Genomic DNA, 14,497 nt, shown 5'->3' with positions numbered 1-14,497 from the left:
CAAGACGCACGCGCAGCACCTGTACGAGAAGCTCGGCGTCAATGACCGGGCCGCCGCGGTGGCCGAGGGCATGCGCCGCGGCCTGCTGGACTGACACCGCCCATCCGCCCGTACCGCGCCCGCGCATCCGCCCGTACCGCGCCCGCCCATCCGCCCGTACCGCGCCCGCCCATCCGCGCGTACCGCGCCCGCTCCCCCGATCGGGGGGCGGCCGCACTCCGGCCGGTTCCGACGATCACGGGATCCGGCCCGTGCCGCTCAGGGCGCAGTCTGGTCCCCGAGGGTGCCGGAGCGGCGCCACCGAGGCACGGAGACGGGCACATGGCTTGGACGCGCGTGACGGTGATCGAGGACGACGCGGAGATCCGCGAGTTCCTGTCGGCCTCGCTCCGGAAGCTGAAGTACGACGTCCACGCCGTCGCCCGCGGCGCCGATGGCCTCAGCCACGCGGCCGCGGCCGCACCGGGCGGAGTGATCGTCCTCGACCTCGGACTCCCGGACATCGACGGCATGGACGTGCTCAAGATGCTCCGCGCCACGGTGAACACCCCCGTACTTGTGGCGAGCGCGCGGGACGACGAGAGTCACATCGTCCGCGCCCTGGACCTCGGCGCCGACGACTACGTCATCAAGCCGTTCTCCGCGGAGCACCTGGACGCCCGGATCCGCGCCGTCCTGCGGCGCACGGGTGAGCGGCGCCAGGAGAGCATCCACCACGTGGGCGGGTTGACCGTCGACATGGAGGCGCACGCCGCCACCCTGGACGGCCGGAAGCTGGAGATGCGGCCCAAGGAGTTCAAGCTGCTCGCCTACCTCACCCGCAACGCCGGGCGGGTGGTCAGCAAGGACGAACTCCTCGGCGAGATCTGGAGCGACGCCTTCGGCGCCAGCGAGAAGACCATCGACGTACACCTGTCCTGGCTGCGCCGCAGGCTGGGCGAGACCGCGGCCGAGCCGCGCTACCTGCACAGCGTGCGCGGCGTCGGAGTGAAGATCCTCGACCCCGGAGCCTGACATGCGCAGGAAATTCGCGCTCGTCAGCGCGCTGAGCACCCTGCTGACCATCTTCCTGCTGGGCGTGCCGCTGATCTTCTACGCACGGTACGCGCACCTGGCCCAGGCCGATCACGACGCCGTGATGCAGGCCCAGACCCTGGCCACCCTCACCCGCGAGTCGGCGGAGTCGGGCACCGACCAGCTCCAGTCCTGGATCGCCGAGCAGCAGGCCAATGTCCGCGCCACCGTCGTGATGCCCTCGGGCGCACGCTACGGAGCACCGGTGCCCTGCCTGCCCCAGCCCAACCCCGACCGCCCCGGCGACTTGGAGCAGTGGACCTGCAACGGGGCACGGGTCGCGAGCCTGGCCGTCGCGGTGCCCGACGGCCAGGCACAGATCGACGTCGCGGTCGACACCGCCGGCGCGAGTGAGGCGACTCTGCGCGTCATGGCGGCCCTGGCCGCCGCGGCCGTCGTGCTGCCCGCCCTCGCCCTCGCCGTCGCCGACCGGCTGGCACGCTCCGTGGTGCGCACCGCCGGGGAGCTGACCGACGTGGCGGCCAGCCTGCGCCAAGGACAGCTGGAAGCCCGCTACAGCGGGGACGGCCCTCGCGAGCTCCAGCAGCTGGGGGTGACGCTCAACACCCTGGCGGCCCGTATCGAAGCCCTCGTCACCAACGAACGCGAATCCCTGGCGGACCTGTCCCACCGGCTGCGCACCCCCATCACCTCGCTGATGCTCCAGGCCGAGGCGCTCAAGGATCAGCCCGGAGCCGACCGGTTGCTCGCCGGACTCCACGAGCTGAACGGCGAGGTCACCCGGGTCATCCGGCACGCCCGCAAGCCCATCGCCGCGGAAGGCGGTCTGACCGCCCGCCTGGACGAGGTGGTCTCGGAGCGGGTGTCCTTCTGGGCGGTCCTCGCCGAAGAGCAGGGACGCACCTGCGACCTGACGGTCCGCGACACGGGCTGCCATGTGTACGTTCCCCAGGCGGAACTCGAAGCCGCCGTCGACGTGCTGCTGGAGAACGTGTTCACGCACACCCCGGAAGAGGCGGGCATGCGGATCACCGTGTGCGGCCTCCCGGGAGGCGGGGCCGAACTGACCATCGACGACGACGGCGCCGGCTTCGCGGACCACCGTGTCGTCGAGCGCGGACGAAGCACCGGCGGGTCCAGCGGGCTCGGCCTGGACATCGCCCGCCGCACGGCCACCATCTCCGGGGGCCGTCTCGTACTGAGCGCGGCGTCCTCGGGGGGAGCGCGCGTCACCGTGTCTTTCGGCGGGCCGGCCTCATCGCGCCGCCCGGCCGCGGGCGTTCGTCTGCCCGAATGCCGTTCGTCCGCAGCATCGAAGGAGAACGACCCATGGGGCGCATGATTTCCCTGATCTACCGTCATTGGCGTACCTGCCGAAGGTCCCACCGGGAACTGCGCAGGTACCGCAGGACCCACAACACGACGGGCACGCGCACGTGACGGGTCCGGTACCGGGCGCAGGACCGCCCGGGACCGGACCCCGTCACGTGCGGGCCTTGTACGTACCGCAGATCCGCACACACCGGAGCGGGTGGGGTGACAGAATCGAAATTCTGTCACCCCACCCGCTCCGGTGTTCGTTCGCCGACCGTGGGGTGGGGGTTAGATGAGGCCTTCGCGGATGGCGTAGGCCACGGCGTGGGGGCGGTTGCGGAGGTTGAATCGGCTGTTGATGGCGTGGAGGGTGTTTTTGACGGTTCGTTCCGAGTAGCACAGTTCCTGTGCGATCTCGTTGGTGTCCAGGCCTTGTGATACCAGGCGTAGGACGTCTGCTTCGCGGTCGGTGATGCCCGAGTAGTGCTGGCCGCGGGGGGTGGTCATTTGGTGTTGGAGTTTGGAGACCTGCTTGAGGAGGCTGCCGACCAGGTCGGGGGGGAGGACTCCGGCGCCGCGGTCGACGGAGGTGATGACCTGGACGAGTCCGTCGGCGGTGACGTCTTTGCGGCGGGCCAGGCCGCTGATGCCGGCTTCGGCGGCGGCGAAGACGCCGGTGTCCTCGAGGGAGGAGGCGACGAGCACGATGCGGTGGACGCTTCGGCCTCGTGTTGCCTTGATGAGGCTGATGGCGGCGTCGTTGATTTCGTCGACGACGAGCACGGCGACGGATTCCGCGTCGGCGTCGCGGCAGTCGATGATGTGTACCTCAGGCCGGATTCGGAGGGCGGCGATGACCCCCAGCTCGGAGATGGAGTCCAGGGCCTGGACGAAAACGGTGATCCTCTTCGACATGAATTTCCCTCTTCGGTGCGGAGACTGAGGAGAAGCGCCGGGGGACTTGCCTGAAAGGCCGTCCCTGCGGGGTTCGTGGATTCAGTGTCTGCCCGTGGAGGTTAGAGGAGGGCTAGAGGAATCGGTGCGAAGGACTGTCCGTTCAGGCGGCCTCCGCCCGGCACGTTCGTGATCGACCTGCTGGGGGAGACGGCCGAATGGGCCTCGGTGGAACCGGAGTCCGTCAACGTCTTCCCCCGGTGACGACGCGGTGGCCCTGGTCACCTCCGCGCCACCCCGCTCGGCCGAAGTGCCCTGCGGGACGATGGGCTTCGCCGTGCGAGTCATGGCGCAGGAGGACACCGACGGATCGGTGATCGAGGAAGGCGCCGTCGAGGTGCTGGGCTGCGCAGCCAAAGCGGCCGGAACCAGGCAGAACCTGAGGGCCGTCAGGAAGCCTTCTCCCATTGGAAAGCAACTGTGAAGGGTCGGGAAACGGACACCGTGCTGACGGAATCCGAGAGCGGTCTGGCGCGGGCCGAGGCCCCCGGCCCGGCGGGGGCCCGGCGCCGCGCCGCGTGCCGCAGGGTCGTTGCGCAGTCCGCTGATCGCTTTCGGTGAAGGTGGCGTCGCGGACGAAGTGCAGCCGGTTCTCGATGGTCCATTGCCGTCTGGCGAGTTGGCCGAGGCTTTGAGGCGAGGCCTGTTGCGAGGTCAGGGTCGGAGATCACGTGGATGGTCTGCCGGCCGACGGTGCCGGCCCAGGGCGATGACCCGCCGTATCGTGACGGGGCTCGGTGCGACGCGTACGCCCAGGGCCCCCGCGGTCCTGGCGGCCAGCCGGACGGGGTGTGCTGCGGAGCGTTCGCGGACCACCGGCCGAAGGCCTCGTACGAGCGCGCGCCGGAAACCACTGCCGTGGCAGCGGCCAGGAGCACCGTCACGAACGGGTGCGGAACCCCTCGCCGTCGACGTGGATCGGGAAGCAGCCGCAACCGCTCAGCCGGCGGCAGTCCTGCCATGCCGCCCGGAGCGGGCGAATTGATCAGACAGGAGGTGCCGGACTGGTGGCACATCGAAGCTCCGGCGGTTCAGGGCGACTTGGGAAGGCCGCCCCGCTCAGCCGGAGCTTCGCTGCTTTCGGGACGGTGGGACCCTGGCCCCCTGCACCGCCATGAGCCGCGGACTCACGTGCTCACCGGGACTTTGAAACGGCCCTGCCGCGTACCGTCCGGCGGAGGCGCGGGGGCGGGCATTGGTTCGTCGGTTCGGGCATTGCGACCGCAGACTCCCCGCCCCGCCACACGGCAGCCGCGAACGACATTCCGGATCATGCGATCGGCGGTCGGTCAGAAGACCGGCGCGTGCTGGGCGTACTGAGCCAGCTCGAAGCCCACGGTACCCGGGTCGCAGCCGGGCCCGGCGACCACGGCCACCGCTCCGCCCGCGGGCGGAGCGGCCACGAACAGCACGCCGCCGTCCATCTCGACCAGGGTCTGGAGCACCTCCCCGCCGCCGAGCAGCGCGGACCCGCCCGCGGCCAGACTGGCCAGGCCGGTGGCGAGCGCGGCCAACTGGTCGGCCCGGTCCCGGGGGACGCCGGCGGACGAAGCCACCACCAGCCCGTCGGCCGAGGCGACCACCCCCTCCTCGGCACCGGGGGTGCGGGTGACGAAACCGGAGAATCCGGCCTGAAGGTCGGCCGTCACGGCCGTTGTGCTGTTCACGGGAACTCCTCACTCAGACGGTCGCGCCGGCGTGGGCCCGCAGGGCCTGCCGGACGACCTCGATCAGCATCTGCTGCACGTCGCGCCGCTCACGGGCGTCGGTGTACAGCACGGGTACGGAGCCGGTCACTCCCAGCGCGGCGCGCACCTCATCGGGGGAGTGGGTGCGCCGCCCGTCGAACGGATTGAGGGCGACTGCGTAGGGCAGCCGGCAGTTCTCGAAGTAGTCGACGGCGGCGAAGCTGTCCTCCAGCCGCCGGGTGTCGGCGATGACCACACCGCCCACAGCGCCGCGCACCAGGTCGTCCCACATGAACCAGAAGCGGTCCTGTCCCGGTGTCCCGAACAGGAACAGCACGAGGTCCTCGTCGATGGTGATGCGGCCGAAGTCCATCGCGACGGTCGTGGTGCGCTTGTCGGGCGTGTGTCCCAGGGCGTCCACCCCCTCCGACGCGGCGGTCATCACGGCCTCGGTGCGCAGCGGCTCGATCTCGGAGATCGACCCCACGAGCGTGGTCTTGCCGGCTCCGAAGCCTCCGGCTATGACGATCTTGGCGCTGGTGATCAGGCGGCTGCCCGTGGTGTTCACTGGGTTCTCCTTGGGTACGGCATCAGAGGCTTTCGAGTCCGCGCAGCACCCGCTCCAGCATCGTGGCCGAAGCTGCGGGTCCGTCGTGTTCGTGTACCTGGAGCAGGCCGCTGTCGGCCAGGTCGGCGATCAGGACGCGGACGACGCCGAGGGGGATGCCCAGCAGCGCCGAGGCCTCCGCCACCGATCGCGGGTGTCCGCACAGGGCGAGGATCTGCTGGTGCTCGGGCAGGCCGGGACGGTGTCCCGGCAACCCCGGCGCGGTCTGTACGAGGGTCTCCATCCGCAGTGCGCGACTGGGGTGGATGCGGCCCCGGGTCAGGGTGTAGGGCCGTGGGCCGAAGTCACCGGCACCGGTGTCCGGACCCGAGGGAGCCGGGAAGGCCCTGCTCATGCCGCGGCTCCGGGGGAGTGCGGCGGCGGGATCGGCGCCGGCGCGGCCGGGCCACCGGCCGCCGGACCCCGCCGGGCGGGGGTGAGCACCTCTCCGCACTGCCGGGAGAGGCGCGCCATGTGGTAGCCGGCAACGCCCAGGTCGCAGTGCGGGGAGGCGAGCACGGCGAGCAGCGATCCGTCGGAGATCGCCATGGCCACGATCGTGCCCTGGTCCATCTCCACGACCGTACGGGCCACTTGGCCGCGGCCGAGGAGCCGGGCACCGCCGCTGCTCAGGGCCACGATCCCGCTGCTGACGGCCGCGAGCCGGGTCGCTTCGCCCACCAGTCCGGCGGACGAGGCGAGCAGCAGCCCGTCCGCGGACACCACGGCGGCCGCGCGGACGCCCACCACTCGCTCGGTGAAGCGGTTGACGATCCAGTCCAGGCTCTCGCCGGCCGGCAGGGCCGGGCCGCCACGGGCCCGGGAAGTGCTGGGGATACCGGTCATTCCTGATCTCCGTCCGGGTGGCGCGGCGCGTCCTCGTCGTGGGCGCGGCTGATGCCCTGGTGCAGGGCGCCCAGCCGGCTGCGCAGCCGCTCGGACACGGGCGGGAACGCCGCCGCCGCGGGGGCGGGCTCCTGCGCGTGCGGTGCGAACGCGTGCTGCGACTGTGACTGGAGCTGCGACTGGGGCTGGTCGGCGTACGGCTCGATCGGCGCGATGCTGCCCGGCTTGAGCAGGGCCATCGGCACCCGGCGCGGCAGGCCGCCGGGGGTGGACGCGCCCGGGGCAGACTCCTGCGGCGGTGACTGCGCAGCTCCCTCGCGCGGGCCCGCGCCTTCCCCGGGGACGGTCAGCGGCGGCAGCGCCGACGCGGTCCAGTCCGTGACCCGGCCGAAGTCCGGTGCCGGATCGAAGTCCGCGGCGGGGCCGGCAGTGTGGTCGGCGACGGGGTCGTGGTCCGTGGTCCGGGCAGGCCGCGGACGTCCCGGCGCGACCGGGTCCGGACGCCGCGGCGGGCGCCGGCGCAGGTGCTCGGACCCCGCAGGCTCCATCGGGGAGGCGGGCTCCCCGGCTGTCGGGTGGCCCTCGGCGCCCGGTGTCCCGGGCTGCACCGCGGGCAGCTGCCGCGTGGTTTCCCCTTCCGGCTCCTGTACAGGCAGCCGTACGGCGAGCTCCGGCGGCAGGACGGCGAGCGCGGAGGTGCCCGGTACGGCGGCGCGCAGCGAGACCTCGATGCCGTGCCGGCGGGCCAGCAGGCCGACCACGTACAGCCCCATGTGCTCGGAGGCGTCCGGGGTGAGGGTCTCGCCCGTGCCGAACTGGGCGTTGGCGTGCTCGAGTCGGGCGGCGTCCATCCCGATGCCGTGGTCCCGGATCTCCACCAGAATCCGCCCGTCCGGCAGTTGTTGGGCGCCGACCTGCACTTCCGTTTGCGGGCTGGAGAACATCAGCGCGTTCTCGAGGAGTTCGGACAGCAGGTGGGCGACGTCACTGACGGCGTAGCCGGCCACGTAGACGGGCGGCAGGGCCAGGTGGCCCACCCGCTCGAACTGCTCGACCTCGGACATCGCGGTGCGCACCACGTCGAGTAGGGACATCGGACGGGCGGCCCGGGACGTGCTCTGGCCGCCGGCGAGGACGAGGAGGTTCTCGCTGTTGCGCCGCATCCGGGCCGCCAGATGGTCCAGTTCGAACAGCCGCTTGAGCTGGACGCCGTCGGCCTCGTTCTGCTCCAGGGCCGTCAGGATGGACAGCTGGCGCTGGACCAGGCTCTGGTTGCGGTGCGAGAGGTTGCGGAACAGCGTGCTGACCGACTCGCGCAGCCGCGCCTGGTCGCCCGCCAGCCGGACCGCCTCGCGGTGCACGGCGTCGAAGGCCTGTGCCACGTCGCCGATGTCGTCGCGCGTGGTGATGCCGCTCGGCGGCACGTGCAGGTCCACGGCTGCCAGCGGGTTGTCCTGCAGGTCGCGCATCAGGTGCGGGAGCCGGACCTCGGCCACGTCGGTGGCCGCCTCGTGCAGCCGCGTCAGGCCGTGCGAGATGCTGCGCGACACGGCGAAGGCCAGTCCGAGGGCGGCGACCAGCAGGGCTGCGGTCACCCCCGCGTCGATCCGGGCCTGGCCCATGGCGTCGTCGTACTGGGCCTTGCTCTCCGAAACCAGCCGGTCCGAGACGTCGACGGCCAGCTTGTCGAGCGCTTGCACGCGGCCGCCGAAGTCCTCGTACCAGGAGGCCGGCATGGCGGGTCCGTTGGAGAGCTTCTGCGGCGCCCCCAGCATCTGCTGGAGCGCCTTCTCGGCGTTTTGGGACTGCGGCGACTCGTTGACCTTGGCGAAGGCCGCGCGGTCGGCGGGCGGTGCGGCCATGGAGAACTCGCGCTGGGCCATGTCGCGGATCTTCACGGTGGCCAGCAGCGAGGCCCGCTGGGTCGGGGTGAGCTGGCCGTTGTCGGCCGCCTGCGACATCAGGGCCCGCTCACTGGAGAGCATCGAGGTGCTCAGGGAGAGGGTGTACAGGCCCCAGCCCTGGGAGTGCGACTGGGCCAGCTGCCCGTCGAGTTCGTTGTCGATGCCGAGCAAGGACATGACCAGGCCGAGGTAGTTGGTGTCCGTCACCGATCCGGAGGCGTCGCGGTCGGCTTCCGACCGGATCTGCGGGAACGCGGCGAAGGCCTCCTTGACCGCCGCCAGGCGCGTCCCCAGCTGGCCGGTCTGCGGCAGTTGCGCGCTCTCGGCCGTGAACCGCTTCTCCAGCTCGGTGGTCTCCTGCCGTACGGTCGCCAGGCCGTTCTTGCCCGCCGCGGTACGGGCGGTCGGGTCGATGGTCACGTCGCGCTCGTGCTGGAGCTGCTGGACCAGGGAGGTGCCGGTCCGGGCGAGCTGCGCCACCTCGTGGAACTGCTCGTACCGGGACGCGACGTCCAAGGAGCTGTTCACCCGCAGGGCGCCCAGCACCGTGGCCACCATCAGCGGGATGGCGATGACGGCGAGGAGGCGGGTGCGCACCCGGAGGTCTCCCAGTCTGGGGAACCAGCCGGCGCGCTCCGCCTTCGGGGGGCGAGGCCGCGGGGAGGTCTTGCGAAACCGGGGCCGGCCTTGTCGCTGCACGCGCATGTGGGGTCACTTCCGCTTGCTCGGAGCCCCGCGCCGGACCGGCGCGTACGGGGCGGACAGCCCCCGCCGGGACGGCGGGGCGGGCGCCCCGTACGCGCGGGAGGTGTGCACCGCGTTGTCCGGCAAGGTCGCCTGGTTTCGACCGTAGGCGCACCGTACGGTGCGCGGACCGGCCGGTCACGGGACGGGACCGGGGGAGCCGCCGGTCCTCCGATCGGCTGAGGAACCGCCCCCACCTGCGCGAACGGCCCCCGTCCAGGCCGCGCAGGGGCTGCGGCGGGGACGGGGGCCGGGCAAGGGGACGGGGGATCGGTGAGGGGCGGGTGGGTAGGTGGGGCTACCGTCCGAAGAGCTGGGCCCACCAGATCACGTTGGGCCTGTTCGAGCTGGCGACGCCCATGGTGTGGAAATCGGGGTTGAGCAGGTTCGCCCGCTCGGCCGGGTCCTTCAGCCAGCCGTTCACCGCCGCCTGGGCGCCGACCTCGTTCCTGCTGACGTTCACGGCGTCGGCATCCGTGGCACCGGACCTCTGCACGGGGGTGCCCGTCACCGGACCGGCCTGGGCGTTCTGGTCCGGCAGCGCGACGACGGCCTGCTCGGCCTGGGTCTGGAGGGTACGGTCGAGCTTCAGCGGGCCCGCGCCGGCCAGCTGCCGGGTCTGGTTGACCAGGGTCAGGACTTCGGCGGGGGAGAAGGAGTCGAGCTTCTTCTGCAGGGCCGTGGCGTGTGCGATCTGCGCGGCGGGGGACAGGGGCGCGGCGGAGTTCTTCGCGGTCGTGGAGGCGTTGGCGCGGGGGGCGGTGCCCGAGGGCGCGGCGCTCGGGGACCGCGGTGCGGCGGCTCCAGGGGCCGCCGGGGGCGCCGCCTCGGCGGCGTGTCCGGCGCCGGTCGGCCCCTGCCGTACTGCGGCGGCGGGCGCGCTGTGCGCCCAGACGTCGTGCAGCCCCGGGCTGCCGCCGGCCGGGATCAGGGCGGCGGCCAGCGCCCCCGCTCCCGCCGCCGCTGCCGCGACGCAGGCAACCAGACGGGATCCCGTCGGCAGGACGTGGGTCCCCTTGGCTGCGGGGGTCTTGTGGCGTCCCATGGGGTTGCCCTTTCTGGATGCGCGGTCCGTTCGCTTGTCCGGACGGACACCGGTCTCGTCAATGTAGGACGGCGGCCGGCGGCCGGGGCCCGGCCCGGCCCGCCGTGGCCCGCGCAACACCGTCCGCGGCAGGAAGCCGCGGACCGTTCCCATGGCGGCCTTCGGACGCGCAGGGCCGCTCGGTGCCGGGTCGCCGGGCTTCCCGGGGCGGTGGCCGGTCCCGTCCTGCCCGTCGTTCTCCTCGAGGCGGGGTCTGCCGGGCGCCGTGTCCCGGCTCCCGGCTCCGGGCAAGACCCCGCCGTGCGTCAGTAGGCGCCGTGCACGTTGTCGATCGAGCCGTAGCGGGACGCGGCGTAGTTCGACGCGGCCACGATGTTGGCCACCGGGTCGTACGGGTCGTGCGCCGTGCCCTGCACGTGGTATGCGCGGAAGGTCGGGTCGATGACCTGGAGCAGGCCCTTCGACGGGATGCCGGCCTTGGCGTTGCTGTCCCAGTTGTTGATCGCACCCGGGTTGCCCGCCGACTCGCGCATCACGTTCCGGAGGATCCCGTTGTAGCTGCCGGGTATCCCGCGCTCGCGCATGATGTCGAGGGACTGGCGGATCCAGCCGTCGAGATTGCTGCCGTGCGGCCGGGCTGCCGCCGGGGCGGCTGCGGCGGCGGCCGCCCCGCCGCGGGCAGCGGTGCGCTGCTGGGTACCGGCCTGCGCCTTCGCGTGACCGGTCCCGGAGGTTGCGGCCTCGGCACCCTTGGCGGACTGGCCCCCCGGGATCGTCAGGACCGTGTCGCGGTGGATCGTGTTCGGGTTCGGGCCGATCTTCTGCTTGTTGGCCGCGTAGAGCCGCTGCCATGACACGTGCGTCGTCCGTGCGATCCCCTCGAGGGTCTCGCCGGACCTGACCACGTGCGTGCGGTGCCCGGACTTGGCCTTCGCGGTGGCCTTGGCCGTGGCGTTCGTCTTGGCGGTGGTGCCGGGTGCCTTCGACGCCTTGGCCGGCGCCTCTTGGTGCGCGCTCGCCGCGGCGGCCTTGGCGGCGGGGTTCTCGGACGGCGTGGCGGCGTTGACGGTCCCCACGGCGATGACGGGCAGGGCGATACCGGTGCCCGCGGCGGCGAGTCGTCGCATGAGCGCGCTGTTCTTGGGGCGTCGGTGCTTTCCGATGGACGGCATACGTGTTCCTCTCAGTCGCCGGCGGCTCCGGCCCACACGGACCGGACCGGCAGCCCGGTCAGGAGTGACCGGAATGCCCGGTCTGTACTGGTGAGGGAGACCGTAGGCAAGGCGAAGTGCGGCAACAAGGGCCCGACTTGGGGTGCCGCCGCCCCAAGGGGCAGGCGCTCGGGAAGTGCGCGGCCCGGGATCTGCGGACCGCCCGCGGAGCCTGTTGCTGCTACTGGGCCCGTATCGAGGGCCCCTCCCGGCGCATCGCACAAGCGATGTGACGGGGCTCACAGTCCGATGGGTGGGGCCGGGTCCCCTGACAGGAGGAGGCGGAACCCGCCCATATAGGGGAGCCCCGAGGCGCCCCGGACTCGGCGGTGGGCTGCGGACGCGTCACCCGTCCGTCCGGACGGTACGTCTAGGTCCTACGGAGTCGGGGACGTCCACCCAGTCCGTACCCGGATGCGGGAGGGCGGGCGGGGAAGGAGGCGAAACACTCACTGCTCACTCAGTAAGGATGGAACAGATGAGTCTTCCCAAGATCGTTCTCGTGCACGGGGCCTTCGCCGACGGGTCCAGCTGGAGCGGCGTGGTGCGCAACCTCCAGGACGCCGGCTACGAAGTGAGCGCCCCGGCCAACCCCTTGCGCGGCCTGGCCCGTGACTCGGCCTACCTCGCCGCGTTCCTGAAGACGGTCGAGGGCCCGGTCGTCCTGGTCGGCCACTCCTACGGCGGCGAGGTCATCACCAACGCCGCGGAAGGCCTCGACCACGTGCGCGCCCTGGTCTACATCGCGGCGATCGCCCCGGAGGCGGGCGAGAGCGCGAACGATGTCCTGGGCCGGTTCCCGGGCAGCGAGCTGCCCGAGGCGCTGAACGCGGTGCCCTACGCCGACGTGGCGGGCGGAGAGGGCGCCGACCTCTACATCAAGCCGGAGTCCTTCCGCCCGGTGTTCGCCGCGGATGTCGACCCCGCCACCACCGCAGTGCTGGCCTCGGTCCAGCGCCCCGTGGCTGCGGCCAGCCTGTCCGACACCAGCGCGGGGGCGGCCTGGAAGGACGTTTCCTCCTGGTACCTCGTCGCCACGCAGGACCGGGCCATTCCCGCCGACGCGCAGCGGTTCATGGCCCAGCGGGCCGGCGCGTGCACCGTGGAGGTCGACGCCTCGCACGCGGTGGCGGTATCGCGTCCGGACGAGGTCGCCGACCTCGTCATGACCGCCGCGAAGGCCGTCGGGTAGCTGGGGAGCCGGGGACGCACAGTACGGCCAGCACGGCGGCCGTCAGGTACGCGGCCGCGCCGATGGCCATGCTGACGCGTACGCCGGTGGTGAAGTCGGAGGCCGAGGCCAGCAGCGAGCCGCCCAGCGCCACCCCCGCCGCACTGCCGATCTGCCGCGTGGTGTTGAAGAGCGCCGAGGCGGTGCCGGCGTGGGTGTCCGGCGCCGCGGCCATCACCGTCGACGTGGCTCCGGTGAGGGCGAACGACGTGCCGAAGCCCGTGGCCATCAGCGGCACCACCAGCAGCAGGTAAGGCGGCCGCGCCCCGGCTGCAACCCAGCCGGCGAGGCCGGCGGCCCCCAGGAGCATGCCCGTGATCACCAGCGGGCGGTGACCGGTGCGGGAGGCGAGCCGGCCCGAGAGCGCCGAGGCGAACATCGACATCGCGACTGCCGGGAAAAGGGCGAGGCCGGTGCGCAGGGCGCTCATGCCCCGCTCGTGCTGGAAGTAGAGGCTGGCGGTGAACACCATGCCGTAGAAGGCGAAGTTGAAGAGCAGGCCGATCGCGGCGCCGCCTGCCAGCGGCCGGGAGCCCAGCAGCCGCAGCGGCAGGGCCGGGGAGCGCGCCAGGTGCTCCCGCAGGGCGAACAGGGCGCCCGCCACCGGGCACAGGGCGGCCGCGGCCAGGACCAGAGGCGCCGTCCAGCCCAGCCGCCCGGCTTCATTGAGGGCGGTGGTGAGCAGGGCCACCAGGGCCACGAGCGCGCACTGGGCCGGCCAGTCCACGGAGCGGCCCGGGTTTCGGGGCGAGGCCGGGACATGGCGCAGCGTCAGCAGGATGCACAGCACCCCGACCGGCAGGTTGACGAAGAACACCCAGCGCCAGCCCACCGTGTCGACCAGCAGACCGCCCAGGAGCGGGCCGGCGGACGCGGCGACGCCGGCCATGGACCCCCAGAGCCCAAACGCGCGGGCCCGCTCGGCCGGGGACCGGTAGACGTGCTGGAGGAGCGCGAGCGAGCCGGGCACGATGAGCGCGGCGCCGGCGCCTTCCAGCAGCCGGGCGGCGGTCAGCACGATCACGTCGGGGGCCAGTCCGCACGCCGCGGATGCGGCACTGAAGACCACGACCCCGGCGCAGAACACCCGGCGGTTGCCCAGCCGGTCCCCCAGGGCCCCGCCGGTGAGCAGCAGCGCGGCGAAGGTGAGGGTGTAGCCGTTGGCGACCCATTGCACCGCGGTGAGGGAGGCTCCCAGCTCCCGTCCCATCACCGGGACCGCGACGTTGATGGCGGTCACGTCCAGGATGACCATGAAGTATCCCGTGCAGACCGCGAGGAGCGGCAGCAGGCTGCCGCTCCCACCGTGCCGGTGGTCCGTCGCTGCTCCGGCTTCAGGGGACATGACCGCATGCTAGGGCCGGCACCGGAGGCGACACGCGCCCATCCGGCGCGGAGCGTCCATGCGTGGAGTCGGGCGACCGCCAAGGCCGCGCGGGAGGCTCCTCCGCCTTCCCGCGCAGATTGTTTCGACGCTTCGCCCGCCCGGGGTGCGCGTCAGGCCCAGAAGCTGTCCTCGGCGGCCTGGTCCTCGGAGAACAGCCAGACCTCCGCGATGCGGCCGCCTTCGATCAGCATGAGGTCGGCCCCGTGCATGGCGAGCGGCTTGTGGTCCGGGCGCTCCGCGCTGAAGTGAACCGTCGCGGCGACCAGGGGGCCGTTGACCATGACGTCGCGCGCGACGAGCCGGAACGTGCCCTGACTGCGTCCCACGAATTCACCGAACAGCCCGAGGACCTCGGACCGGCCCCGATAGGTGCCCGAGAGCGCTCCCGCGCCGGGCTGGTGCCACACGATGTCGTCGGCGAGCAGAGTGCTGAGCCGCTCCATGTCACCGCCGGTGAGGCTGTCGTAGTAGGCCTGGAAGACCGCTGCCGGGTCCGTCTGCGTCATCGTGACTCCTTGTTTCTGCTTTCCG

Annotated in this window: 15 protein-coding genes and 1 pseudogene; 5 read left to right on the top strand and 11 right to left on the bottom strand. The window is 72.4% G+C overall.

All coding sequences use genetic code 11. The features are described 5' to 3' along the window. The 3 genes and pseudogenes from ACFYM0_RS37130 to ACFYM0_RS37120 form a co-directional block, all read left to right on the top strand. A pseudogene (locus ACFYM0_RS37130) lies at positions 1 to 94 on the top strand (DNA-binding response regulator); the annotation flags it as partial. A gap of 227 nt (positions 95 to 321) precedes the next feature. Continuing rightward, the gene (locus ACFYM0_RS37125) at positions 322 to 1,014 is read left to right on the top strand and encodes a response regulator transcription factor (protein WP_388509914.1); all 693 of its coding nucleotides are present in this window, start codon (positions 322 to 324) and stop codon (positions 1,012 to 1,014) included. A gap of 1 nt (position 1,015) precedes the next feature. Continuing rightward, entirely contained in the window at positions 1,016 to 2,377 is a 1,362-nt protein-coding gene (locus tag ACFYM0_RS37120) for a sensor histidine kinase (protein WP_388509911.1), read from the top strand. Positions 2,378 to 2,637: 260 nt separating this feature from the next. Here ACFYM0_RS37120 and ACFYM0_RS37115 read toward each other — a convergent pair whose 3' ends face one another. Further along, entirely contained in the window at positions 2,638 to 3,264 is a 627-nt protein-coding gene (locus ACFYM0_RS37115) for a LuxR C-terminal-related transcriptional regulator (protein ID WP_388509908.1), read from the bottom strand. Between the two features lie 250 nt (positions 3,265 to 3,514). Here ACFYM0_RS37115 and ACFYM0_RS37110 point away from each other — a divergent pair, with 250 nt between their 5' ends. Continuing rightward, complete coding sequence (locus ACFYM0_RS37110) at positions 3,515 to 3,727, top strand: hypothetical protein (protein ID WP_388509922.1); 213 nt, start codon at positions 3,515 to 3,517, stop codon at positions 3,725 to 3,727. Here ACFYM0_RS37110 and ACFYM0_RS37105 read toward each other — a convergent pair. The 8 genes from ACFYM0_RS37105 to ACFYM0_RS37070 form a co-directional block, all read right to left on the bottom strand. Next, a complete protein-coding gene (locus ACFYM0_RS37105) occupies positions 3,693 to 4,265 on the bottom strand; it encodes a transposase family protein (protein WP_388509919.1) in 573 nt (190 codons plus the stop codon). The two genes, ACFYM0_RS37110 and ACFYM0_RS37105, sit on opposite strands and share 35 nt — an antisense overlap. Before the next feature lie 327 nt (positions 4,266 to 4,592). Beyond that, on the bottom strand, positions 4,593 to 4,970 hold the full coding sequence (locus ACFYM0_RS37100) for a roadblock/LC7 domain-containing protein (protein ID WP_388509905.1): 378 nt from the start codon (positions 4,968 to 4,970) through the stop codon (positions 4,593 to 4,595). A gap of 13 nt (positions 4,971 to 4,983) precedes the next feature. Further along, complete coding sequence (locus ACFYM0_RS37095; protein WP_388509903.1) at positions 4,984 to 5,559, bottom strand: ATP/GTP-binding protein; 576 nt, start codon at positions 5,557 to 5,559, stop codon at positions 4,984 to 4,986. Positions 5,560 to 5,581: 22 nt separating this feature from the next. Then, entirely contained in the window at positions 5,582 to 5,953 is a 372-nt protein-coding gene (locus ACFYM0_RS37090; protein ID WP_388509900.1) for a DUF742 domain-containing protein, read from the bottom strand. Further along, positions 5,950 to 6,444, bottom strand: coding sequence for a roadblock/LC7 domain-containing protein (locus tag ACFYM0_RS37085; RefSeq protein WP_388509897.1), 495 nt, complete (start codon positions 6,442 to 6,444; stop codon positions 5,950 to 5,952). Before ACFYM0_RS37085 ends, ACFYM0_RS37090 begins: the two co-directional genes overlap by 4 nt. After that, the gene (locus tag ACFYM0_RS37080; protein ID WP_388509894.1) at positions 6,441 to 8,945 is read right to left on the bottom strand and encodes a nitrate- and nitrite sensing domain-containing protein; all 2,505 of its coding nucleotides are present in this window, start codon (positions 8,943 to 8,945) and stop codon (positions 6,441 to 6,443) included. The genes ACFYM0_RS37085 and ACFYM0_RS37080 overlap by 4 nt, the downstream gene beginning before the upstream one ends. A gap of 445 nt (positions 8,946 to 9,390) precedes the next feature. Next, a complete protein-coding gene (locus tag ACFYM0_RS37075; protein ID WP_388509891.1) occupies positions 9,391 to 10,137 on the bottom strand; it encodes a CAP domain-containing protein in 747 nt (248 codons plus the stop codon). Between the two features lie 305 nt (positions 10,138 to 10,442). Then, on the bottom strand, positions 10,443 to 11,309 hold the full coding sequence (locus ACFYM0_RS37070; protein WP_388509889.1) for a transglycosylase SLT domain-containing protein: 867 nt from the start codon (positions 11,307 to 11,309) through the stop codon (positions 10,443 to 10,445). A 508-nt stretch (positions 11,310 to 11,817) separates the two neighbouring features. Here ACFYM0_RS37070 and ACFYM0_RS37065 point away from each other — a divergent pair. Then, positions 11,818 to 12,540, top strand: a complete 723-nt coding sequence (locus tag ACFYM0_RS37065) for an alpha/beta fold hydrolase (protein ID WP_388509886.1) — start codon at positions 11,818 to 11,820, stop codon at positions 12,538 to 12,540. Here ACFYM0_RS37065 and ACFYM0_RS37060 read toward each other — a convergent pair. After that, positions 12,512 to 13,924 carry an MFS transporter gene (locus tag ACFYM0_RS37060; protein WP_388509883.1) on the bottom strand — a complete coding sequence of 471 codons (1,413 nt, stop codon included), beginning with the start codon at positions 13,922 to 13,924 and terminating at the stop codon, positions 12,512 to 12,514. The genes ACFYM0_RS37065 and ACFYM0_RS37060 overlap by 29 nt on opposite strands. A 152-nt stretch (positions 13,925 to 14,076) precedes the next feature. Beyond that, positions 14,077 to 14,472, bottom strand: a complete 396-nt coding sequence (locus tag ACFYM0_RS37055) for a nuclear transport factor 2 family protein (RefSeq protein WP_388509880.1) — start codon at positions 14,470 to 14,472, stop codon at positions 14,077 to 14,079. Positions 14,473 to 14,497 lie beyond the last annotated feature (25 nt).

Source organism: Streptomyces sp. NPDC006487 (assembly GCF_042870555.1).
Lineage (GTDB): Bacteria > Actinomycetota > Actinomycetes > Streptomycetales > Streptomycetaceae > Streptomyces.
The sequence above is the reverse complement of the archived record's forward strand: the minus strand, read 5'-3'. Positions and strand labels throughout refer to the sequence as shown.

Coding starts and splice junctions, on each gene's coding strand:
- ACFYM0_RS37125 (WP_388509914.1), top strand. CDS start 322: ATGGCTTGGACGCGCGTGACGGTGATCGAGGACGACGCGGAGATCCGC.
- ACFYM0_RS37120 (WP_388509911.1), top strand. CDS start 1,016: ATGCGCAGGAAATTCGCGCTCGTCAGCGCGCTGAGCACCCTGCTGACC.
- ACFYM0_RS37115 (WP_388509908.1), bottom strand. CDS start 3,264: ATGTCGAAGAGGATCACCGTTTTCGTCCAGGCCCTGGACTCCATCTCC.
- ACFYM0_RS37105 (WP_388509919.1), bottom strand. CDS start 4,265: ATGGCAGGACTGCCGCCGGCTGAGCGGTTGCGGCTGCTTCCCGATCCA.
- ACFYM0_RS37090 (WP_388509900.1), bottom strand. CDS start 5,953: ATGAGCAGGGCCTTCCCGGCTCCCTCGGGTCCGGACACCGGTGCCGGT.
- ACFYM0_RS37085 (WP_388509897.1), bottom strand. CDS start 6,444: ATGACCGGTATCCCCAGCACTTCCCGGGCCCGTGGCGGCCCGGCCCTG.
- ACFYM0_RS37075 (WP_388509891.1), bottom strand. CDS start 10,137: ATGGGACGCCACAAGACCCCCGCAGCCAAGGGGACCCACGTCCTGCCG.
- ACFYM0_RS37070 (WP_388509889.1), bottom strand. CDS start 11,309: ATGCCGTCCATCGGAAAGCACCGACGCCCCAAGAACAGCGCGCTCATG.
- ACFYM0_RS37065 (WP_388509886.1), top strand. CDS start 11,818: ATGGAACAGATGAGTCTTCCCAAGATCGTTCTCGTGCACGGGGCCTTC.
- ACFYM0_RS37060 (WP_388509883.1), bottom strand. CDS start 13,924: ATGTCCCCTGAAGCCGGAGCAGCGACGGACCACCGGCACGGTGGGAGC.
- ACFYM0_RS37055 (WP_388509880.1), bottom strand. CDS start 14,472: ATGACGCAGACGGACCCGGCAGCGGTCTTCCAGGCCTACTACGACAGC.